Origin of the sequence: Acinetobacter sp. C26M, from assembly GCF_023702675.1 — a bacterium.
Classification (GTDB): Bacteria; Pseudomonadota; Gammaproteobacteria; order Pseudomonadales; family Moraxellaceae; genus Acinetobacter.
Genome location: NZ_CP098478.1, coordinates 1,827,483 through 1,850,604, shown reverse-complemented (window position 1 = coordinate 1,850,604; position 23,122 = coordinate 1,827,483). Strand labels below are relative to the sequence as shown.

The window sequence follows — 23,122 nt, the reverse complement described above, 5'->3', positions numbered from 1 at the left end:
AAGCCAGTCTTAAGACTGGCTTTTAAATTTCACTTTATTATTTATGCCGCATTTTTTCAGCAACATCCAACAGCATTTGTGCAGTTTTATCCCAACCTAAGCACCCATCTGTTACGGACTGACCATAAGTCATATCACAGGAAATCTTTTGATTGCCATCGACCAGATGACTCTCGATCATCACTCCACGCACTTTCGATTCAGCACGCTCTGCAATAATTTGCTGTAAAACCTGTGGCTGCAACAATGGATCTTTACCGCTGTTACCATGACTACAATCAATCACCAATGCAGGTAGTTGTTTATGTTTGAAATGCATGGCTTGAATGGAAGCCAAATCATAGTTAGTACCCTGATTTGAACCACGTAAAATTAAATGGGGTAATGGATTACCATGACTATGCAAAATTGCAGGTAGACCTTGTTGAGTCATTCCCAAGAATTGATGACCATGAAGTGCTGATTGAATCGCATCCAAAGCAATCTGAATCGAACCATCTGTACCATTTTTGAAACCAATGCTGTATGGCATATGGCTGGCAATTTCACGGTGAATTTGAGACTCGCTGGTGCGCGCACCAATTGCGCCCCAAGCCAATAGGTCATCAAAATAACCTGTCGCCATTGGACTTAAAATTTCACTTGCGATTGGCAAACCTTTCTCGATTAGCTGTAAGTAAAGCTGACGAGATTTTTCTAAACCAAGCTGTAAATCTGATGATCCATCTAAATTTGGATCATATAAGAAACCTTTCCAACCCACGGTCGTACGTGGTTTTTCGATATATGCCCGCATCACCAAGAATATTTGATCTTTCACCTGTTCTTGTAGTTGTTGTAGGCGATCAGCATATTCGAGTACTGCGATAGGATCATGAATCGAGCAAGGACCTGTAATCACCATTAAGCGATGATCGTGCCCAGATAAAATATTCTGAATCGTTTGACGATGTTTTGAAATTTGCTGCGCTAAAGTTGCAGACAAGGGATACTGCGCTTTGAGTTGTGATGGCAAGCTAAGCATTGATTCTTTTGTATGTGTTTGTGGTTGTGTCAAAGCAGTATTTAAAGCATTCATTTTTCAATTCCTTTGGACTGGCCTTCTTCGCAGTCCTATCATTTATTTGAGCAAGTGTGATCTAAGCGATGTTGATTTTTTTGCAAAGTAAAACCAAGAAATCTTGCTAAAATATGAATAGTTAAATGTATACATGGTATTTCTCCTAAAATGATGTTTGTTAAAGCATAAAAAAACCTGATCGGTGTTGCCGATCAGGTATTAACTGGTTGGGCAACCCTTTTGCTGCCCGAAACGCATCAGGCAACGATCAATATTGCCAAAAGTAAAAGTATGCGTTGGTGTTTACAGTATGCTTTAACATATTTATTTCAAATATCTAAAAAACGGTGTCTAACTATTAAATTACGCACTATTTCAGCATTTGACAAGCACTTTTTATGTTTTTTTAATCATCTCTTCAAAATCTTAAAATTTGACCTTTCATCACTTCCCTCATAGAATAGTGTAAAAATAAACCAATTTGAGATCACGCCAATGAAGTAAGTTCTATTTCCATCATCAAAGTTCATTTTTCTTTTTGATGTGCAAAATAGACTTATCTATCATTTAGCAACACCTACTAAAATTATCTATATTCTTCTATTTTGCATATCCTGTTTATGAGGTTTCTTATGACTCAACAGGCATGTATCGTTTCAAACTTATCTCTCGAATTAGCCCAGCAAAAACTATTTGACCATCTTACTTTCCAGCTTCCTTTACATCAGTTCACAGGATTAATTGGACGTAATGGTCAAGGTAAATCATTGCTGATGTCTATCTTACAAAATCAGTTCATATTTGAATTACCCTATTCAGGCCAAATCTCATGGCAATGTCCACACCAGTATCTGGCTCAGCTCCAGCGCATGAAAGCCAATACCATTGCTCAAGCCTTGGAGATTGAAGATTTGCATGCATGCTTTGAGCGCATCCAGCAAGGTATTGCATCTTTTAGCGATTATGATCAGGTTGAACATCTTTGGCACTTACCAATCGAATGGCAACAACTTTTACAAAGTGCAGGTTTACCAACCTTACTCGATACTCCTATTCAATATTTGAGTGAAGGTCAAAAAACCAAGCTTGCGCTCTGTAGGTTATTTCTTCTTAAGGATCATTATCTATTACTGGATGAACCCAGTAATCACTTAGATACTGAAGGGCGCCAGTGGTTAATCAACCAAATGGCACGGCACCCAACAGGTGGGCTCATTATTAGCCACGACCGACAGCTTTTAGCTCATGTGCAAGGCATTTTTATGCTCAATCAACTTGGCATACATTATTACGGTGGCAACTACACGCTGTATCAACAACAGCATCAAGCACAAGTCGAAGCATTATCACAAGCTGTGCAGCAAGAAAAGCGCGAGCTAAAACAGCTTAAAGTGCAACAGCTTCAAAGCCAGATGAAAGCACAAAAGCGCAAAAAAACGGGTGAAAAAATCAGGGCTTCTGGTTCTCAAGCCCCCATATTATTGGATGCCAAGAAAGAACAATCTGAGCAATCCCTTTCTCATCTTCGCAAACAACAAAGCAAACAACTAGTAGATGCACAAAATGAGTTGCAGCAAAAACAAACCAAATTGGAACATCTCAAACCCCAATCTTTTGAGTTTAGTTGGGTAAATGGTAAATCAGGTGAAATTTTACGCTGCCAGCGATTACAACTTGCCTATGCAAAAACAAGGCCGATTGATCTTGCGCTATCGACAAGTGAAAAACTACATTTAAGTGGAGTAAATGGCAGTGGTAAATCCACCTTACTTAAGACTATTCAAGCTTTAATCCCCCCATTTGCTGGAGAGATTTATTGCAACGTAAATTCTGTTTATCTGGATCAAAATCTTTCCTTACTCAAGGAAAATCTATCTGCCGTCGAATATTTATGCGGTACTGATCCAAACCTGACCGAGCAGCAAGCACGCACCTTGTTAGGAAATTTACAAATCCGTAGAGACAAGGCACTTAGCCCTTTAATACATTTGAGCGGTGGTGAACGATTAAAAGTCGCCTTGCTCGCTTTGAAACAACAAGCAGTAGATTTATTACTTTTGGATGAACCAGAGAATCATCTCGACATTGAATCACGCGATCTGCTCGCACAAGCCATTCGCTCTTTTAATGGTGCTGTGATACTGGTCTCGCATGATAAAACTTTTGTTGAAGAATGCGGAATTAATGAAAGCTATTTACTCAGTTAATTTTTATATAGTTTATATCAGCATGGATACAATACCCACCATGCTGATAGCTATTTAACGAACTAATCCTTGCGGTTGTAAAATGATTAAGCCAGCTCCACACAAAACCACAAGACCACCTAGAATATCCCAACGTGTCAGCATCACTTGATCGACATAACGCAGCCACAATAAAGCAGTAAAAATATAGATCCCACCATAAGCCGCATAAATACGACCAGATGCTGCAGGGTGCAAAGTAAGCAACCAAACAAAGACTGCTAAGCTTAATGCAGTGGGAACCCATAACCAATGCGACTTCCCTTGATTCAGAATTAAATAAGGGAAATAGCAACCTAGAATTTCAGCAATTGCTGTGACGAAAAATAACCCAAATACTTTAAGTACTTGGGTTATCGAGAAAGAAATTTCAAACATTAAGCAGGTTCAGCACTCGGGTTAATATGATCTTCAAACACTTCCAATTTTAAGCCGACGTCTTTGCCATTCTCTGTTTTCACAGAAACTGCAACATTACCACCGTGCTCAGCAAGCTCACCAAATAAAATCATCTCAGCAAGCGGCTTTTTCAAATGTTCTTGAATCAAACGTTGCATAGGACGAGCACCCATGAGACGGTCATAACCATTGGCAGATAACCAGTCACGTGCACTTTGATCAACATCAAGTACCACTTGTTTCTCATCAAGCTGCGCTTGCAACTCAGTTAAGAATTTGTCCACCACAGAATCGATAATTGTGGTTGGAAGTGATTTGAATTGAATCACACCATCTAAACGGTTACGGAATTCAGGTGAGAATGCGCGTTTCATTGCATCTTGGTTATCAGCACTGTGATCTTGCTCAGTGAAACCAATACTTGCACGAACAATACTCTCTGCACCAATATTGGTGGTGAGCACAATAATCACGTTTCTGAAATCAGATTTACGACCATTGTTATCGGTCAAAGCACCATGATCCATCACTTGCAATAACAAGTTAAATACATCTGGATGGGCTTTTTCAATCTCATCAAGCAATAGTACACAATGCGGATTTTTATGAATCGCATCGGTTAGCAAACCACCTTGATCATAACCAACATAACCTGGAGGTGCACCAATCAAACGAGAAACCGCATGACGTTCCATATACTCAGACATATCAAAACGAACCAGCTCCACACCGAGCAATTTCGCCAGTTGTTTAGTGACCTCAGTTTTACCCACACCTGTTGGACCAGCAAATACAAAACTACCCACTGGCTTATCTGGTGCTTTTAAACCTGCGCGAGATAATTTGATCGCTGATGCAAGCGCAGTAATCGCTTCATCCTGACCAAATACCACACGTTTCAAATCACGTTCCAGATTCTCAAGTACAGACTTATCATCTTTAGAGACGGTTTTTGGTGGAATACGGGCAATCTTAGAGACGATGTCTTCAATATTCTCAACTGAAATCGTTGTACCATCTACTTCTGCTTTCAAACGGCGTTGCGCACCTGCCTCATCTATCACGTCAATCGCTTTGTCTGGCAAGAAACGATCATTGATAAATTTAGCTGACAACTCAACAGCCGCAACCAATGCTTTATCATCATATTCAACATGATGGAAATCTTCGAACTTGTTTTTCAAGCCACGTAAAATTTCAATTGTTTCATTGATACTTGGCTCATTCACATCAATTTTTTGGAAACGACGTGATAATGCATGATCTTTTTCAAATACTTGACGATATTCTTGAAAGGTCGTTGAGCCAATGCAACGTAAGCTACCATTTGCCAAAGCAGGTTTGATTAAATTCGATGCATCCATGGTACTGCCCATACTTGAGCCTGCACCAATGATCATATGAATCTCATCAATGAATAAAATCGCATTTGGATTTTTCTTTAACGCATTTAACAGTTGTTTTAAACGTTTTTCAAAGTCACCACGATATTTAGTCCCTGCAACCAATGCACCAATATCTAAACTATAGACTTCAGCATTTGCAAGTGGTTTAGGCGCTTTGCCATTCACAATCAACCACGCCAAGCCTTCGGCAATAGAAGTTTTACCTACGCCTGGATCACCCACTAACAATGGATTGTTTTTACGACGACGACATAAAATCTGAGCCGCACGCTCAATTTCTTTTTCACGTCCAATTAAAGGATCAGTTTTACCCTTTTGTGCTTCGATGTTTAAGTTAAGCGTGTATTGCTCAAGTGGTCCAGCATTTGCTGAAGCAGCACTTTCACCTTCAATATCTTCAACCTCTTCTTCAACTTGAATCTCATCTTTACGTGTGCCATGAGATAAATATTGAGTCAAAGTTAAACGGTTAATTTGATGGCGTTTAAGTAAATAAACCGCGAACGAATCTCGTTCTGAATACATCGCAACTAAAACATCTGCACCCTCAACCGTACGGTCACCACCGCTCGATTGAACATGGAAAATTGCACGTTGCAAAATTCGATCAAAGCTCTCAGTTGGATGAGGAGCCTGTTCACTATTATCACCAAGTTTCGGGGTATGTTGCTCTACATATTCCTCTAATTCTTTACGCAAGGTAACGATGTCCGCACCACATGCTTTTAATGCATTTACGGCAGAGTCGTTGTCGAGCAAGGCAAGCAACAAATGTTCAACTGTCAGAAACTCATGTCTCTTTTGACGAGCCATGCTAACAGCCAAACGTAACGATACTTCTAATTGACGACTGAGCATGTAACCCCCTTATATCTTGGGCTCTATCAAAAAAAGAAAATCTTTTAATGAAAAAGCGAATTATTGACTTGATCCGCTGAGCTTCTGTAATCGTGATTGGATATACGTCTACAAGTCTCTTTGCTTCATAATCTACTGTTAGCATTAGTTGACTATCTTGGTCAAGATTCAAAACAAAGTATTGTTGTAAAAATTCAATTACAAAGAGAATAAGACTTATCTAATCGTTCAAAAAGACAGCGAACTTATTATTCATTTATGAAACAATGTTAAACCTATGAAATATTGTAATACGGCATAATCTTACTTAAAGCCTAACAAATCATTCGTAAGTTTAATATATTAACACTCAGTATATTGTTTCATGTTTTTAGCATAAAACAATATATACATTAATTTACCGCTTAAACCATATATCGAAAGATAGCCTTACTTTCTCAAGACCCACTCGCAAGATATGTATGATTGTACAAAGTGATATTCAGCAGTTTACCTTACACTTTCACTCATAGCTTAGGAGCCATACTTGGTGCAAGGTCTTGCGCATAAGGAACACATTCCACAAGTGCGTTGCTTTTCTTAACGCCTTCACTCACAGCATATGAGCCATATCATGGCGCAAGGGCTTGCACATAAGGAACACATTCCGCAAGTGCGTTGCTTTTCTTAACACTATTACTCGCAACATAGTTGCTCGTCTTGCGCAGCTAAAAAGCGTTGCTTTTCTTAACGCCTTCACTCACAGCATAGCTGTTCGTCTTGCGCAGCTAAAAAGCGTTGCTTTTCTTAACGCTGCTCAGGTTCGATCTGACACAACAAAGGATGACCTTGCGAACGAGCATAGTTGTTCACTTGGTTTGCTTTCGTTTCAGCAATATCCCTTGGATATATACCAGCGGTACCTTTACCTTCATAATGAACTGTGAGCATCACTTGACTAGCCTGATCAATATCCATACCAAAATAACTTTGCAATACCTCAATGACAAAATCCATTGGCGTGTAATCATCATTCATTAAAACAACCGCATATAGTGGCGGTCGTTTTAATTCTGGAGGGGCTGTTTGTACAACCACCTCACCCTCATGATCCTCTTGCGAATCACTTAAACGTGGATTCAAGTGCCAATCGACAAACCCAGATTGATGAAAAGAATTTTTCACTTCACTTAAATTCATTTGACGTTTATATCTTCGCATATTGAGTTCTTAATCTAAAAATTTATTGAGCATTTGCTTCAGCTTGAGGTATTTCCGACACGAAAGCAGAACCTACATCAACTGGTTTACCTCGTTGCCAACTAAAGCGTTTGATTACAGGTGTACCAGCCCCTGTTAAACGCACTTCAATGAATTGTGGCATAAAGCCTTTCGGCATAGTCCAACGACCTGTTAAACGCTCGAAATCATCAAAGTTAAAGTTTTTGTCTTCTAAAGGCACTACTAAGATTTCGGTATCTTTAATTAAGCGCAATTCAACCGAACCAGATGCACGGCGTTTATTTGGGCTTACTTGAACAAGATCAATCTGATATTCAAAAGCATTTTCTGGCAAAGATTTAATTGCCATATTTTGAATAGTTAGACTTACACCGCCACGCTGTCTCAAGATATCACGATAAATCGCATTCATACCCTCAAACTGCGTCTTGTCTGCATTGGCTTGATTCACTGCTTTGAATAAGTCATCCGCATTACCCACAGCCATATCACGCTCTTGAACAGCAGCATTCAAACTCTTACTGACTGAATCCAATGCAGTCTTTTGTTTCTGAACAACATCAACCAATTGTTCAGCATCTGCATCATAACCAACCACTGTTAAACCTTGACGGTGGCCGACAGTATAGCCAAGCAAAAAACTACTACCGATCAGAACAGTAGCACCAATAATCAAAGGTAAATTCGTTTTTAAGAATTTATTTTTTTCAACGGAACTGTCTGGTGAAGTAGTCGGTTCAACGTTTTCCATCATCATCTCTATCGTTATGATCTGCATCAAAACACACATTAGAATCGAAATTTAAATGTGTGTGAAGTAAAAAAGCGTTTTTTATGGTAATAAACCAATGCCTTCCAAGCCAGCTGCTTCATCAAAACCAAACATTAAGTTCATATTTTGGATGGCTTGACCTGCAGCACCCTTCACTAAATTGTCTTGTGCAACCAAAATAATCAATTTATTCCGTTGCGGACGATATAGTGCAATACGCAATTCATTCGCACCGCGAACACTACGTGTCTCAGGTGAACTATTTGCTGGCATGACATCTACAAAACGTTCATCTTTATAGAAATCTTCGTAAAGAGCTTGCAGATCAACCGACTGACCTTGTTCAGTTAAATCAACATAAATCGTACTCAACATGCCACGAATCATTGGGACTAAGTGTGGTACAAAAATCAGTTGATCAAATTGACCTTTTTGCCCAGATATATTCTCTAGTGCTTCAACAATCTCTGGGTGATGGCGATGCCCAGCAACACCATAAGCTTTAAAGTTATCAGCATTTTCACTATAAATCATACCCAAGCTTGCTTTACGCCCTGCGCCTGATACACCTGATTTAGCATCAATAATAATACTTTGTGTGTGAATCAACTGATCTGAATTTTTAAGTAGCGGTGCTAAACCTAATTGTACAGTCGTTGGATAACATCCAGGATTGCCAATCACTTGTGCTTGCTTGATTTTTTCACGATTTAACTCTGTCAAACCGTAGACTGAATCTTTCAACAAAGCCGGGCAGCTATGTTGCATGCCATACCATTTCTCAAACTGAGCTAAATCCTGCAGGCGAAAATCAGCAGCAAGGTCAATAACCTTTGTCCCTGAAGCAGTTAATGCTTCTGAGTGTTGCATTGCCACACCATGAGGTGTCGCAAAAAATACGACATCGCATTGTTTAAGCTGATTTAAATCAAAATCAGAAAACTCAAGTGTTGTATGTCCACGTAAACTTGGGAACATATCCGCAACACGCTTACCTGCTTCTGTACGAGAAGTGAGAATACGAACTTGAACCTGTGAATGTCTTAGTAAAAGACGTAATAGTTCAACCCCAGTGTATCCAGTTCCACCAACAATACCAACAGAAATCACGCGTGACACCTCAAGCTTTCATTTAGGTAAATAGTATGGCAGTTTGGTTAGTTTTACACAATCTTCAAGTACCTAACATTTAAGAAAATAAAAGCGTAATCCAGCACTATCTAGCAATAAAAAAATATAAACAAATTCATTATATTTGAATTGATTCTACCATTGGTCAAGAAATACTATTGAATCCTTTCACTATTCGAATAGAATAAAAAAATTGCGGTAATAATAAATTTCATGGATGCAAAATTTTTTCTGGAGAGCTGGAATGCCTTCTTTGATGTCAAAACAAAGATTACATCACACTATTTGTTTAGGAATAGCTACACTGCTACTTAGCTCTGCATTGATCGGTTGTGGAAGCGGTGAAAGTAAAGCAACAAAAGAAACCACCTCAACGGTCTCTGTTCCAAAACCTAAAAATTTCAACATTAAAGCGTCTGTTGAAATGCGCGACATATTAGTTAGAATTTATGATAATTTTGACAATACATTAATCTTTGAACAAGCAGTAAGTACAACAACGGATCTAAATATTACGCTACCACAAATTTTGAATAGAAATCATCTCTATCGTATTGAGTTAGTCACTACACCAAACTCATTCATCTACGACTTTCAAAGTGCTCAATATCAAAAAGTTTCTATGATTTTACGTAGTTTGGTTGAAGTAAATATAGCGAATCTCACACAAAATATTTATATCAACCCAAGTTCAGAAGCAATTTATCAACGTGCTTTAGTGCGTTCAGGGACATTACCTACTGATACAAATAACAATTCAACCAATATTACGGCCTTACAATTAAAACTCGCAACAAGCGATGTAAATACGGCTTTAACAGATGCGTTCAATCAGTTAGATATTCCAAATTTAAATCCCAATAGTTTATTTAGTGTCTTTTCTCCATCAAGTGTTTCTTTACAATCTAGCCTATATACAAATACCTATCTCAGTTTTGGCTTTCTACAGCAGTGGTCGAACACTTATCCAAACAATAGTTTTGCTGAATTTACTCAAAACCTAGCGATAGACTTAAGAGATGGTTATCTAGATGCAAAAAAAATCCGTGGAGATCAAAGCCCTCTAACTTCTTTAGTAAAAACAACCCCTGACAACATTGACCCTGCCAAAAATACATTTATAGATATTACGACGAATCAAAAAGTTGCCAAGGATGCGTTTGCCACATCGTTAAAACAAGCTACGCTACAACTTGCTGATCGCTACCAACAAGCATCTATAAATCCAGAAGGTTATGCATTCTTAAAACAAAAAAGCTATGCTGGTGAAAACCCTGTCATCAATTCCAATACTATTTTTCGTATTATCGGTGCTGGTGATTACCGCCGCGCTGTCGGTTTTTCAGATACAACCGAGACTTGTAATGGTTCTATTTACCCGTGTAAACAAGGCATAACAGGAATTAATATTGTAAATGCAAGCTTTCCGTCTATTGAATACTTAATAGGTAATTACAAAGATTCAACCAACAACTGTCAACTCAATATTCGGGCTGATGGGTGGTTAGAGCTTATTAAAGATGGAAAAATCTACAGCTCCAAACTAGACAGCGACAGTACCGATAACTTATTACAAGTAGATAAAGCCAATTTTGAATACCTATTGAATAGTAGCTCTACTGAACCAAACAACAGCACCCTACAATACAGTTTTGTTCAATTGAAAATCAAAGCAAATCAGGTATTAAGTGCCAGTGCTGGTTTGGATAGCCGAAAAGCACCTGATCAACTGCAAACAACACAGGTACAGTGTAATTTCTAATACTTTCTCATCCAGCACAGGCGATATTGCTCCAACTTTATCGCCTGTTTAAGTAATAAGCCAAAGAAAATCAAAATATAATTTTAACCAAAACTTCACATTTGATTATTACTATCTATTTCAACTAATTTTTCTAGTTGAAATCACATGAAATTTAAACTATTAATTTTGCCAGCTGTTATTTCTTTACTGATTGCTTGTGGCAATGACAATGACCCCTCTTCTAACAACATAACTCTACCCACTCCACAACTGCCAAAGACCGAACCTCCAGTTCAGCCACCAAGCAATCCTGTTGGTGAATTACTGGATGCAGGTGCCAAGGGAGATATTCGACAATTTGGTGGAGCAACGCGTTTAAAGAAAGAACGTACGCAAGCGATGAAAGATTCTTTAAGTGATAATACCGTTAAAAATGTCATTTTATTTATCGGCGATGGCACCAGTGATTCAGAAATTACTGCTGCCCGAAATTATGCAGAAGGTGCGGCAGGTTATTTTAAAGGCTTAGATGTATTACCATTTACAGGTAGCTATACAACTTACGCACTCGATAAAAATGGCAATATTGATTATGTGACAGATTCAGCAGCCTCAGCCACCGCATGGGCTTCTGGAATTAAAACCTATAATAATGCCCTAGGTTTGGATATTTATAAAAAGCATCATGCAACAATCTTGGAGCTTGCCAAGACAGCAGGTTTTGCAACAGGTAATGTCACTACAACTGAGTTGCAAGATGCCACACCTGCCGCTTTAGTTGCTCATATTAGTTCACGTAAATGCTATGGCCCAAATGAAACCTCTTCAAGCTGTACCGATAGCGCCCTAGAACGAGGTGGTTTGGGCTCGATCACAGAACAGCTTTTAACCGCTCGAGCAGATGTAACGCTGGGAGGCGGCAGAAAGACATTTTATCAGGTCGCTAAAGCTGGTCCTTTCCAAGGCAAAACCTTGCTTGAACGTGCAAAATTAGAAAATTATCGTATTGTTGAAGACCTCAAGTCTTTACAGGCGGTCGATCGTGCCGATCAAAATCAGCCACTACTCGGCCTATTTGCTGACGGGAATCTTCCTGTGATTTGGAGTGGCCCTAATACACAGCTGAATGGTCACAAAAAAGAAGCCGAGAGCTGTAGAGCAAATGCTGCTTTTAGTGCTTCTACACCACGCCTAGCAGAAATGACAGAAAAAGCAATCGAATTACTTAGACCAAATCCAAAAGGTTTCTTCTTGCAAGTCGAAAGCGGTTCGATTGATAAGCGGAACCATGCAGCAGATCCATGTGGCCAAATTGGTGAAACCGTACAGCTCGATGATGCCATTCAAGTCGCACTGAAATTTGCAAAAGAACATGTAGACACATTGATTATTGTTACTGGTGATCATGCACATACCAGCCAAATCATTCCAATCAAAGGTGAGAGTCCAGGCCAGACAGCCGCACTCAAAACTAAAGATGGTGTTGCAATGGCAATTAATTACGGTACGGCGCCAGAAGGTTCGAGCCAACATCATACAGGTGCCCAAGTCCGTATTGCGGCATATGGACCGCGAGCTGCCAATGTATCAGGCTTACTTGATCAAACAGATTTATTCTTCATCATGAAAGATGCTTTAGGCATTAAATAATATTCAATCTGCACTCTAACAACAGCCCTCCGAAGGCTGTTGTTTTTATTTGATATGTTATTTTCAACCTTATGAATTATTCTCACCTGCTATACTCAGCAAACATCTTTTATACGACTCAGTTAATGTCTTTAAAATATCAAGTCCCAACGATATTGACTTATTGCAGATTAGTTCTAGGTTTTCTTATTGTTGCTGTCACTCTCCTGCAACCCAACTTCTATGCCATTTATACCGTTGTATTTTTAACCCTAGGGCTTATCACTGATATCTTCGATGGCATCATCGCAAGGCATTTGGGTGTATCCAGTGAAAAATTACGTCGACTCGATTCTAATATCGACCAAGTCTTTTTTATTTGTGCAATTACCTCGATTTACCTACAGCAGCCTGATTTCTTTAAGCAACATCTTTGGGCGATTGTTATTTTAATTCTGTCGGAAGTTGCGATCTATATTGTAAGTTTCATTAAATTCCGGAAGGAAGTCGCTACACATAGTCTAGGCGCTAAAATTTGGACCTTATTTCTTTTTGCTCTCTTAGTACAAGTCACATTAACAGGTCATGGACAAATTTTATTTATCGTGGTTTTCTGGCTAGGAATACTGACACGGGCTGAAATTATCGCAATTATCTTAGTACTCAAACAGTGGCAAAATGACGTCCCCAGCCTAAAACAAGCCCTACGTATTCGAAAAGGTCTAGCTGTACAGAGCAACCGCTTGTTTAATGGTTAAGGCAAAACCTACATTTTATTATTTTTTATAGTACCAACTCGGCAATTGAGTCTGTTTCAATTGCTTTCGATGCTCAAGGTAATTGGCATCATGCTTTTCCACTTCATTCCAAAACGCAGTACTATGATCAAAATGTTTGGTATGTGCCAACTCATGTACACAGACTGATCGTACAATATGTTCTGGCATCAGTACCAATGCAGCATTCAACATGATGTCATGTTTAGAACTACAACTACCCCAACGCGTCTTTGGCTTACGGATACTACATTGTTGATATAATAAACCAATTTCTTGACTGGTCTGTGCTAGATATTCAGGTAAAAACTGTTTTGCATAAGCCATGATAGCGGCTTGTAAAGCCTGCTCAGACTGTTCATGCCGAATCAGCAATTGTTGTTGTTCGAAATCAAACTTAAAAATATACCGCTGCTGTTGTTGAATAATCTTGAAAGGCTGCACATGGTGAAATAATGTCACCGATTCTGGCAAAATAGTTGTTTGACTAAATTGCTGCTGTTGTTTACACCATGTCTCAATCAGCCATTGTTCAGACTGTTGCAGAAACAGTTGAATCTGCCGTTTACTACAGAACAAAGGAACAGTTAAGCGAATACCTGTTGGCTCAACACGCAAGCGCAAATTTCTTGCCCTTGCATGTCGAACAACTTTAATTTCAGGTAACAGCGTTTCTAATGAAACTGATGGCATTATTGGGCTGTACGCTCTTCGATACCACTGTCAGTTGCAACAACAGCAATGGTTGCTGGATTTAATGCAAAGATACCATTGGTCACAACGCCTGGAATGTCGTTAATGGTTTTTTCCAACTCAATCGCATTTAGAATATTCAGATTAAATACATCTAAAATTACATTTCCGTTGTCTGTGATAACACCTTCACGGTAAACGGGATCACCACCTAGCGCAACAATTTTACGAGCCACTGCAGAACGCGCCATTGGAATCACTTCAACAGGAAGTGGGAAATCACGTCCTAACTGATCTACCCATTTTGAATCATCTACGATACACACAAATTTCTTTGCAATTGAGGCAACAATTTTTTCACGGGTTAATGCCGCACCACCACCTTTGATCATATGCATATGACGGTCAATTTCATCAGCACCATCAACATAAGCATCTAAACCACCAACAGAGTTCATATCGACCACTTCAATGCCCAGTTTTTTTAGGCGTTCAGCTGTTGCCGTTGAACTTGCGACTGCTGCTTCTAGTTGCAATTCAGGCAATAAATCAATTAAAAAATTAACGGTACTTCCTGTTCCTACGCCCAAAATGCCGCCTTTAGGCAAATGTTTCAAAGCTGCTTTGGCCGCAGCTTGTTTTTTTTCATCTTGGGTTGCATATAGACTCATGACTTCACTCAACTATTTTGACATTTGCTTTAAGAAAACAGCGCAAATGCACAGGGGTTTGCTACAATGATTGCCTATTTTAAACTGTTATAGGGAAGATGAACATGCTGTCTCGTGTGGTACGACAAATTTTACAAGCAACGGTTTATGATGTTGCGATTGAAACACCGCTTGAAGCAGCTCCACGAATTAGTCAGAAAATTAATAATAACATTCGATTTAAACGTGAAGATTTACAACCTGTATTCTCTTTCAAGCTACGCGGTGCCTACAACCGCATTAGCCAACTACCAAAAGATCAACTCGATCGCGGTGTAATTTGTGCATCTGCTGGCAACCATGCCCAAGGCGTTGCACTGTCTGGAAAAAAACTAGGCATCCCTGCCATTATTGTTATGCCAAGCACGACACCTGATATTAAAGTTCAAGCAGTTAAACGTTTAGGCGGTCAAGTTGTGTTACATGGCGATAGTTTCGATGTTGCCAATAAATACGCAAAACAACGTGCAGAAGATGAAGGTTTGGTGTTTATTCCACCTTATGACGATGAACTGGTGATTGCAGGTCAAGGCACAATTGCCAATGAATTATTGCGCCAATGGCGTGATGTTGAATATGTGTTCGTTGCAGTTGGTGGTGGCGGACTCATTGCTGGTGTTGCAGCATACTTGGGTGAAGTTGCACCACACGTCAAAGTAATTGGTGTTGAATACGAAGAATCAGCATGTTTAAAAGCAGCACTTGAGTCAAATGAACGTGTGATTTTACCGCATGTCGGTCTATTTGCCGATGGTACGGCTGTTGCTCAAATTGGCGAATTGCCATTTGATGTGATCCGTTTACGGAAGTCTGATAATTCAGGCCCAATCGTTGAGCCAAATATTGTCACTGTAGATACAGATGAGATTTGTGCTGCAATTAAAGATACTTATGATGAGAATCGCAGTATTGTTGAACCTTCTGGTGCAATGGCCTTGGCAGGTATTAAAAAATATGTCGCTGAGCATCAATTGACTGATAAAAACATGGTGTCAATTGTTTGTGGTGCCAACATGAACTTTGACCGTTTACGTTATATCGCAGAACGTACCGAGTTGGGTGAACGTCGTGAAGCAATCTATGCTGTGACAATTCCTGAGCAAAAAGGTGCCTTCCTGCATTTCTGCCGTGCCCTACAAGGTCGTAACATCACTGAGTTTAACTACCGTGCCAGTGATAGTAGTCTCGCTCAAGTCTTTGTCGGGATCAGCCTGAAAGGCGGTGAAACCGAACGTCATGAAATTCACGAGATGTTGAAACAACAATATGAAGTCGATGATCTGTCTGATGATGAGGTTGCGAAACTGCATATTCGTTATTTAATTGGCGGGCATGCCAATATTGAACATGAGCGTTTATTCCGCGTTGAGTTTCCAGAACGTCCTGGTGCTCTGCTAACGTTCTTGGAACGTTTAGGCCCAACCCATAACATTACCCTATTCCATTACCGCAACCACGGTGCAGCAGAAGGTCGTGTTCTGGTTGGCTTACAAGCAACCGATGCAAAGCAAAATCCAGATGGCTTAGTCGAAACATTGGAAAAGATCACTTATCCATATGCTGAAATCAGCAATAATATTGGATATAAGCGTTTTCTTAAATAAGTTTTAAAATACTTGAAAGCCGACCTAGTGTCGGCTTTATTTTTAATCGATATTTTGCTTATCCATGTGCAGCGCAAACAAAATCATTACAAATAGAAAGTTATTCCATCTTAAAATGAATAAAAAGACATTTTTATCATTTAGTTAAGGACAGTTATGGCACAGTTTGCAGTCATTGGTTTAGGTAGTTTTGGGGCAACTGTTGCATTAGAGCTGACTAAATTGAATCATGATGTCATTGGGATTGATACCATCAAACGTAATGTTGAAAGCTTGGCTGACCGCATTACACACGCAGTGATTGCCGATGCCACCGATGAGCATGTCCTAGAAGAACTGAATATCCAAAATTGCGATGCTGTTGTAGTCGCAATTGGTGAAGATATTGAGGCCAGTATCCTCTGTGTTTTAAATCTCAAAAATCTCGGTGTTGAGAAAATTTTAGTCAAGGCTAAAACCAAAGCACATCATACGATCCTCTCCCATTTAAATGTCAGCAAGATTATCCATCCTGAAGAAGATATGGGTGTCCGAGTTGCTCAAGCCTTAAATTACCCTATGGTGAGTCGTTATATGGCTTTAGATGATGATCATTACATTGTCAAAGTTCCTGTGCATGAAAAGCTCAACAATGTAAATTTATCTGGCATCTTAAAACAAGAGCCGAATATCAAGCTGCTGCTACTGAAACGAGATCAACAGATTCACTACGAAACAGATGCAAGTTTTACCCTACAAACGGGTGATGTCCTGATTTTAGAAGGCTCACTCAGCCATCTTAGAAAACTTTCTGGATGTTTCGCATAATATGGCATTTAAAATAAACTCTCAGAAGATTTTTAATCTCAGCCCGCCATCTTTACTGGCAATTGGGTTTCTTAGCTTTATTATCATTGGCACGATACTGCTAAAAATGCCGATTGCAAATAAAGGCAATGTCAGCTGGATGGACGCTTTATTTACAGCAACTTCGGCCGTGACCATTACTGGCCTATCAGTGGTTAATCTGAATGAATCATTTAATCATCTCGGGCAGTTTATTATTCTTCTGTTGATTCAATCAGGTGGTTTAGGCTTTATGACCTTTGCCATCTTGGCTGCATTGAGTCTCGCACCTAAACTCGGCTTAAAACAACAAATGATGGCGCAAGATAGCTTGGGTCAAACCAGCCTATCCAAAGTGACCTTCGTTGCCAAAGGTGTGGTGCTATATACCCTATTTTTTGAGTTGATTGGCGTCATTATCCTGACAGCCTCCTTTGCGCCAATGTATGGTTTTGGTCGCGGGCTTTATTATGCTGTTTTCTATAGCGTTTCAGCTTTTAATAATGCAGGTTTTTCCTTATTTGATAACAGTCTGATTAACTTTCAAAGCCACTATCTGATTTGTCTCACCATCAGCATGTTATATACCCTAGGCGGAATCGGCTTCTTGGTTCTGATTGATGTTAAGCAAAATAAACGTTGGAGCAAGTTGACCCCAAACAGCAAACTGATTCTGAGTACCATCGCAATTTTAAATCTTGTTGCATTTATCTTAATTTGGTTATTAGAGTCCAACAACCCTCTCACGCTTGGTTCAATGGGCCTTGGTGAACAAGCCATGAATGCTTGGTTCCAAGCAACTGTGCCACGTTCGTCAGGGTTTAACACCATTGATACAGGTTCAATGGAACATAGTACGGCTTTATTGACCATGTTATTGATGTTTATTGGTGGTGGTTCTCTTAGTACCGCAGGCGGTATTAAGGTCGGTACTTTTGTAATTTTATTGCTCTGTGTGATTTCCTTTCTGCGTCGTAATGAAGAAATTCGTATTTTTAATCATTCAGTTTCACAAGAAACAACTTATAAAGCACTTGCAGTGACTGCCATTACAGGCATGTTGGTCTTTGTCGGCTGTTTTATCATTTTCCTTCTTGAACCCAAATTAGATGTGCTCGACCTAATGTTTGAAGTAGTCTCTGCAGCATGTACAGTTGGTCTATCTCGTGGCGTAACCAGTGAGTTACATGATGGCAGTTTATTTGTTCTGAGTTTATTGATGTATACGGGACGGCTTGGGCCATTAACACTGGCCTATTTAATTGCGACACCGAAAAAGAGTCGCCTAAAACACGCCAATGCCAATATTCAGATTGGATGATGATTTAATGGCTGTTTAATCACGATTACTTGTCGACAAATTTCATCACTTTGACGCTGTTGTTCAAACACCGTTTTAGACATCACGTCAAAATGATCACAGAAACTAATTTCCTGTTCGTCGATTGAATAAATCAAAGACTGATTCCCTACATCTTGTAATGTGTCATAAAACACAATCACGAAGTGACCTTGTTCAAAAGCCCGCTGAATTTCTGAATAAGTTAAAGCAGCCTGAATCGGAATCTGAAGACGCTGCGCATCGAGATAACTTTGCTTTTCCTTTTCATCAATATTAGGATCAGGCGCCGTATAGAACGATACTTCAAAGCCTATTTTTTTCAGTGCTACAGCCAAAGCAATAGTGAATGTCCCATCTTCTCGATCATGGCCAGACAAACGAATCAGGTCAGCAATATCAATATGGGTATGATATTGCTTCACGATTAACCAAAGTGCAAAGACACCACAATTTGCTTCAAGCTGTAATAAGGACTCTGGAATATTTAAACTCATTTAATACCAGTTCATCAATGACACACCCAAACCGACATAGGTTGCTCGGTGGTTATAATCAATCAAACTTTCGCCATAGCCATCAAATATTTGCAAATGACCACGTAATTTATCTTTAATTGGGAAAGCCCAGTCAAACTGAACTGCTCCGTGCGAACGATCTCCACCTTTCAATGAATGACGTAACATCAAAGAAAAGTCGTTATCGCCTTTACGGTAGAATGCCGTCAGATCACCACGACCGATATAATCTTTAATATCTGGATTATTATCATCTTTGGCTTCTTCCTCTACACGATACCAAGGACGAACCATCAAGGCGAAATTATCTTTTTCAAATCCAAGATTGAAAATGACACGGTTCCAGCTACGCGACAATGGATCAGAACGACCATTGGATTGGTGGTTCAAGGTCACCCCAAGCAAACGTGCATTGAGACCTAAAACCTCATAGTTGGTTCTGAACATCAAACTTGCTTCAGGCTCATAATTGGTCTCGCGAAATGGGCGCGACTCTTCCGAATTATATACTTGCCAACGAGATGACTGAGTATAACCCACCCAAAGATCACCATTATCACCAAAAATATTTTCCCAAGCCTTGGTCTTAAAGGAAAGCTGAAACTTGGCTTCACTCGACTTTAAGTCTTGCTTCTCTTTAACAGTGTTTTCTGGATTTGGACTACTTGGAAATTCATTTTTATCACTGGTCCAAAACACGGGAAGCAAATAAACAGGTTGATAAGCACGAATGTTCCACACACCAAGCTTACTTTCTTCAGATAACTCCCAACGACGATCCAACAAAGAAACATTTGGATCAAACTTCGGTGCAGCCCCTAACAAATGCAAATCACTTACTTTTTGAACCACTTTATCTTTTAAAGATTCTGGCTTGGCTTTTTCATTAGATTCAACCACAGGCATCGCTGCGGCAACCACAGGTGCGGCATCCGTCTGAGCTTGTGTTGGAATAATGACAGGTGCTTTATACAGGCTATCATAACAAGCCAAGCGTTCAGCATTTGCAGCCAAAGCCACACATGCTTCAACACTCGCAGGGCTTGTCGGTGCTGTAGATTGTGCATTCGCCAACGATGTCGTTAAAGAGCCAAGTATCGCCATGATACTGAGCTCCAAATGACTACGTTCAAAAGATTTGAACGCCATAGATTTCTCCAATTTTTATTTTAATTGACTTGCTGAATACTGAATCCAAGTTTCTGCAATTCTTCACGTTTCGCAAATGGCGCAACCACGGCTTTCACAGGTTTTTGAGCCAATAGATATTGCTTCGCAACACGCTGTAAATCATCCAAGTTCACGCTGAGTAGACGCTCACGTAAGATTTTACGGAATTTTGGTGTACGTGCATGCAACAAGGCATAACATGCAGTAATTGCTTCCCCTGCTGGTGAACCCGGTTTATCCATACCAGCCACTAAACCAAGAATTGCTTCTTCCAGTTGATGTGGTTGTTGTTCGGTATTCAGTAACCATTGTACACTGGCTTCAAAATCATTAAATGTTTCTGCTAAACGCGGATCACGATAGCTATAGAAACGGAACGAGCACGCATTGCCATCATAGCTAGCTCCACCACCATATGCGCCACCTTTTTCACGAATCGCACTATGTAAAAAGCCATTACGCAAATAAGCAGCCAATACCATTAAAGGTGCCGCATCAGGATGCGCGACATCGACTGCTTGATAAGCAGATGAACAGAATTGGACATTGGCTTGAATCAACCATGCTTCATCGTCGTTGGTATTGACCTGTTCTACTTGCGTTAAAGTGACAGGTGCTTTATCAACAACCAGCTTATCCCAAACATTTTGAACTTCTTCAACTAAACGATCGGATTGATGTTCTTCACATACCAATAAGAATTGTTTAGGTGCTTGCAGCAACTGACGATGAATCGACTGTAATTCAGTAATCAATGCTTGATAAGCAGCATCATCTTGATCAATTTTCGCAACCAAGTCACTAAGCCAGTTTAATGCGCCTAAACCCGTATTGTGATAATCACGGCGTGCAAGTGCACTCATTTGACGTGAAGCTGCTTGCATCGCATAACTATGACCAGAACCAGACAACCGTGATTGCCAACGCGTTTTACGCTGTTGCAATAACTCGATAATGCGGTCTTTTTCATCAAAACGAAGTTGTTCAAATGCCAATTTTAATAATTGAATGGCATCCAGCTTTTGCGTCAGTGATTTGGTCGTTAAAGTCAGCCATGCACTGATACGGTCTTTATCATCGACCTTACTGCGCAATGATGCCCCCATACCTAAACCACCACTTACTGCGGTTTGGATTTGCTGGAATTCCAAATAATCGTACTCACCCGCACCAACCTCTCCCATTAGAATTGAGAGTAAATTGAAGTATGGAGATTGTACGATTTCATCAGGAATCTGGATCAACACTTGTTGGTAGTAAATACCATTGGTTCCTGCATGATACAGATTCAATGGTGTATCTAAACCATTGCAAATAATTTCACGTAGTTGACCTTGCACAATTTGCAGTTCAGCAGGCACATCTTCCAAACCAACTTTTGGTAGCAATTCAAGGTCATCTGGTGTGTCTTGACGTTGCTTCAATGCAGCCGTTTTTTCCTGAATCTCAACTTTCTGTTCGTCAGTTAAATGGGCTGTGATCTCAGCCAAACGAGCCTGTTCAGCCTGTTGTTCTTTCACCGATTTCGTTGCATCAGGTACTAAAGTCATTTGTACGCGGTGTGGATTATCCAACAAGTGGGTTTGGATCAAGTTTGATAACCACATTGGGTCTTTCAGTTCTTCTTTCACCTGCTCAATCGCAGAGTCGACATCCCAAACATGAATTGGATCACTATGATGAATCGCACTGCCTAGTCCATTCAGAATCAGACTTAGACCATACGGTGTACCATCACCATTGATTTCACGTTGATGTAATTCAATCTGGTGAAGAATTGCATCGACAAAATCAGTATCTACTGGCTTAGAAGCAACATCTTTTAGAATATCAAGAATGCCATTTTTAAATGTTTCTGCATGTTCAGCATTAGAGCCTTGAACGCCACAGTAGAAGGTCATTTCAAAGTTGCTGTCATCAACACCCATTAAAGGACCTGTTGATTGTGCATAGCCACAAGTTTCTAAGTAATGGCGTAAAGGTGAAGCAGAATTTTCTAATAGAATTCCCTCAACCAAACGCATACCTAGACGTAATTTAGTATCACTGGTTTCAGGTAATAACCATGACATAACATGGTAAGTCTTATCTTTCAGATCTTCACTATCGACCGCATAGCTTTCAGTCACTTCAACAGGTGCAGTTAAACGCTTCTCTGGTTTTGAATATAAAGTTGTCCCTTGAGAAAACTTATGTAGAGCTAGTTTCTCAAATTGCTCTTGTAAGTCATACGCACTTTGATTGCCAAAGGTCATGAACACGGCATTACTTGGGTGATAGTGAACTTTATAGAAATCCACCAATTGCTCATAGCTTAGGTCTGGAATATCTTTAGGATCACCACCCGAGTTGTAGTGGTAAGTCGTTTCTGGGAATAAATGATGTGCAAGTTGATGATATAACTGATCTGAAGGAGAGCTCATTGCTCCTTTCATCTCATTAAACACTACACCTTTATAAACCGCTTGATCATTTTCCAACTCAATGCGAATGCCTTCTTGCGCAAAGTCCAATGGATTCAAATTCGCGGCAAAGGCAGCATCTAAATACACAGACAATAAGTTTTGAAAGTCTTTTTTGTTCTGTGTTGCAAAAGGATATGCTGTCCAATCCGCTGCTGTGAATGCATTCATAAATGTGTTCAATGAACGGCGGATCATCAAAAAGAAAGGATCACGTACAGGGAACTTTTCAGAACCACAGAGTGCCGTATGTTCTAAAATATGTGCAGCACCTTTGGAATCCATCGGCTGCGTTCTAAACGCTACCAAGAACACATTTTCGTCATGGGTTGTGGCTAAATGGTAGTGAACTGCACCAGTCACTTTGTGCTTATATTCTGAAACTTGAATATCGAGTGCTTCTACATGGTGTTGACGTAATAGCTGAAACGCGGGATGTGTCGTTTGAGTAATGCTTTCAGTAACATCTACAGTCATGTGATCTCCAATTTATCTCTATTAAATTCATTACAATTGATTATAGAGAGTCTACCGAAGAATACGTATCGATATCCATGTA

18 protein-coding genes and 1 pseudogene are annotated in these 23,122 nt (G+C 39.8%); 7 read left to right on the top strand and 12 right to left on the bottom strand.

Annotation, left to right across the window (positions count from 1 at the left end; genetic code table 11):
• Positions 1–37 precede the first annotated feature (37 nt).
• Complete coding sequence (locus NDN11_RS08390; protein WP_251111365.1) at positions 38–1,078, bottom strand: 3-deoxy-7-phosphoheptulonate synthase; 1,041 nt, start codon at positions 1,076–1,078, stop codon at positions 38–40.
• Positions 1,079–1,692: 614 nt separating this feature from the next.
• Here NDN11_RS08390 and NDN11_RS08385 point away from each other — a divergent pair.
• Positions 1,693–3,267 carry an ATP-binding cassette domain-containing protein gene (locus NDN11_RS08385; RefSeq protein WP_251111364.1) on the top strand — a complete coding sequence of 525 codons (1,575 nt, stop codon included), beginning with the start codon at positions 1,693–1,695 and terminating at the stop codon, positions 3,265–3,267.
• Between the two features lie 54 nt (positions 3,268–3,321).
• On the opposite strand, the gene NDN11_RS08380 is transcribed toward NDN11_RS08385, so the two are convergent.
• The 6 genes and pseudogenes from NDN11_RS08380 to argC form a co-directional block, all read right to left on the bottom strand.
• On the bottom strand, positions 3,322–3,684 hold the full coding sequence (locus NDN11_RS08380; protein ID WP_167246865.1) for a YnfA family protein: 363 nt from the start codon (positions 3,682–3,684) through the stop codon (positions 3,322–3,324).
• Positions 3,684–5,969, bottom strand: coding sequence for an ATP-dependent Clp protease ATP-binding subunit ClpA (gene clpA / locus NDN11_RS08375; protein ID WP_167246863.1), 2,286 nt, complete (start codon positions 5,967–5,969; stop codon positions 3,684–3,686). The genes NDN11_RS08380 and clpA overlap by 1 nt, the downstream gene beginning before the upstream one ends.
• 44 nt (positions 5,970–6,013) lie before the next feature.
• Positions 6,014–6,174, bottom strand: a pseudogene (locus NDN11_RS18255) (ATP-dependent Clp protease adaptor ClpS); the annotation flags it as partial.
• A 581-nt stretch (positions 6,175–6,755) separates the two neighbouring features.
• On the bottom strand, positions 6,756–7,169 hold the full coding sequence (clpS, locus tag NDN11_RS08370) for an ATP-dependent Clp protease adapter ClpS (RefSeq protein WP_167246861.1): 414 nt from the start codon (positions 7,167–7,169) through the stop codon (positions 6,756–6,758).
• Between the two features lie 22 nt (positions 7,170–7,191).
• Positions 7,192–7,941, bottom strand: a complete 750-nt coding sequence (locus NDN11_RS08365) for a DUF6776 family protein (RefSeq protein ID WP_167247833.1) — start codon at positions 7,939–7,941, stop codon at positions 7,192–7,194.
• Between the two features lie 81 nt (positions 7,942–8,022).
• Positions 8,023–9,072 carry an N-acetyl-gamma-glutamyl-phosphate reductase gene (gene argC, locus NDN11_RS08360; RefSeq protein ID WP_251111518.1) on the bottom strand — a complete coding sequence of 350 codons (1,050 nt, stop codon included), beginning with the start codon at positions 9,070–9,072 and terminating at the stop codon, positions 8,023–8,025.
• Positions 9,073–9,337: 265 nt separating this feature from the next.
• On the opposite strand from argC, the gene NDN11_RS08355 reads away from it, so the two are divergent.
• From NDN11_RS08355 to NDN11_RS08345, 3 genes are all read left to right on the top strand, one after another.
• Positions 9,338–10,855, top strand: a complete 1,518-nt coding sequence (locus tag NDN11_RS08355; RefSeq protein WP_251111363.1) for a hypothetical protein — start codon at positions 9,338–9,340, stop codon at positions 10,853–10,855.
• Positions 10,856–11,002: 147 nt separating this feature from the next.
• The gene (phoA, locus tag NDN11_RS08350) at positions 11,003–12,487 is read left to right on the top strand and encodes an alkaline phosphatase (protein WP_251111362.1); all 1,485 of its coding nucleotides are present in this window, start codon (positions 11,003–11,005) and stop codon (positions 12,485–12,487) included.
• A gap of 125 nt (positions 12,488–12,612) precedes the next feature.
• Entirely contained in the window at positions 12,613–13,224 is a 612-nt protein-coding gene (locus NDN11_RS08345; RefSeq protein WP_251111361.1) for a CDP-alcohol phosphatidyltransferase family protein, read from the top strand.
• Between the two features lie 18 nt (positions 13,225–13,242).
• Here NDN11_RS08345 and NDN11_RS08340 read toward each other — a convergent pair whose 3' ends face one another.
• The gene (locus tag NDN11_RS08340; RefSeq protein WP_251111360.1) at positions 13,243–13,935 is read right to left on the bottom strand and encodes a YgjP family zinc-dependent metalloprotease; all 693 of its coding nucleotides are present in this window, start codon (positions 13,933–13,935) and stop codon (positions 13,243–13,245) included.
• On the bottom strand, positions 13,935–14,606 hold the full coding sequence (gene rpiA, locus NDN11_RS08335) for a ribose-5-phosphate isomerase RpiA (RefSeq protein ID WP_251111359.1): 672 nt from the start codon (positions 14,604–14,606) through the stop codon (positions 13,935–13,937). The genes NDN11_RS08340 and rpiA overlap by 1 nt, the downstream gene beginning before the upstream one ends.
• Before the next feature lie 98 nt (positions 14,607–14,704).
• Here rpiA and ilvA point away from each other — a divergent pair, with 98 nt between their 5' ends.
• The 3 genes from ilvA to NDN11_RS08320 all read left to right on the top strand — a co-directional run bounded on the left by ilvA (position 14,705) and on the right by NDN11_RS08320 (position 18,395).
• On the top strand, positions 14,705–16,249 hold the full coding sequence (gene ilvA / locus NDN11_RS08330; protein WP_251111358.1) for a threonine ammonia-lyase, biosynthetic: 1,545 nt from the start codon (positions 14,705–14,707) through the stop codon (positions 16,247–16,249).
• A 156-nt stretch (positions 16,250–16,405) separates the two neighbouring features.
• Positions 16,406–17,056: a potassium channel family protein gene (locus NDN11_RS08325; protein ID WP_167246847.1), complete on the top strand. Its 651-nt coding sequence runs from the start codon at positions 16,406–16,408 to the stop codon at positions 17,054–17,056.
• 1 nt (position 17,057) lies between these two features.
• Positions 17,058–18,395, top strand: a complete 1,338-nt coding sequence (locus tag NDN11_RS08320; RefSeq protein ID WP_167246845.1) for a TrkH family potassium uptake protein — start codon at positions 17,058–17,060, stop codon at positions 18,393–18,395.
• Here NDN11_RS08320 and NDN11_RS08315 read toward each other — a convergent pair.
• From NDN11_RS08315 to NDN11_RS08305, 3 genes are read right to left on the bottom strand one after another with little or no spacing between them, the layout of a single operon-like run.
• Positions 18,383–18,910, bottom strand: coding sequence for a cysteine peptidase family C39 domain-containing protein (locus NDN11_RS08315; RefSeq protein WP_251111357.1), 528 nt, complete (start codon positions 18,908–18,910; stop codon positions 18,383–18,385). The two genes, NDN11_RS08320 and NDN11_RS08315, sit on opposite strands and share 13 nt — an antisense overlap.
• On the bottom strand, positions 18,911–20,080 hold the full coding sequence (locus NDN11_RS08310; protein ID WP_167246842.1) for a phospholipase A: 1,170 nt from the start codon (positions 20,078–20,080) through the stop codon (positions 18,911–18,913).
• A gap of 20 nt (positions 20,081–20,100) precedes the next feature.
• On the bottom strand, positions 20,101–23,040 hold the full coding sequence (locus tag NDN11_RS08305) for an insulinase family protein (protein WP_251111356.1): 2,940 nt from the start codon (positions 23,038–23,040) through the stop codon (positions 20,101–20,103).
• Positions 23,041–23,122: the final 82 nt, after the last annotated feature.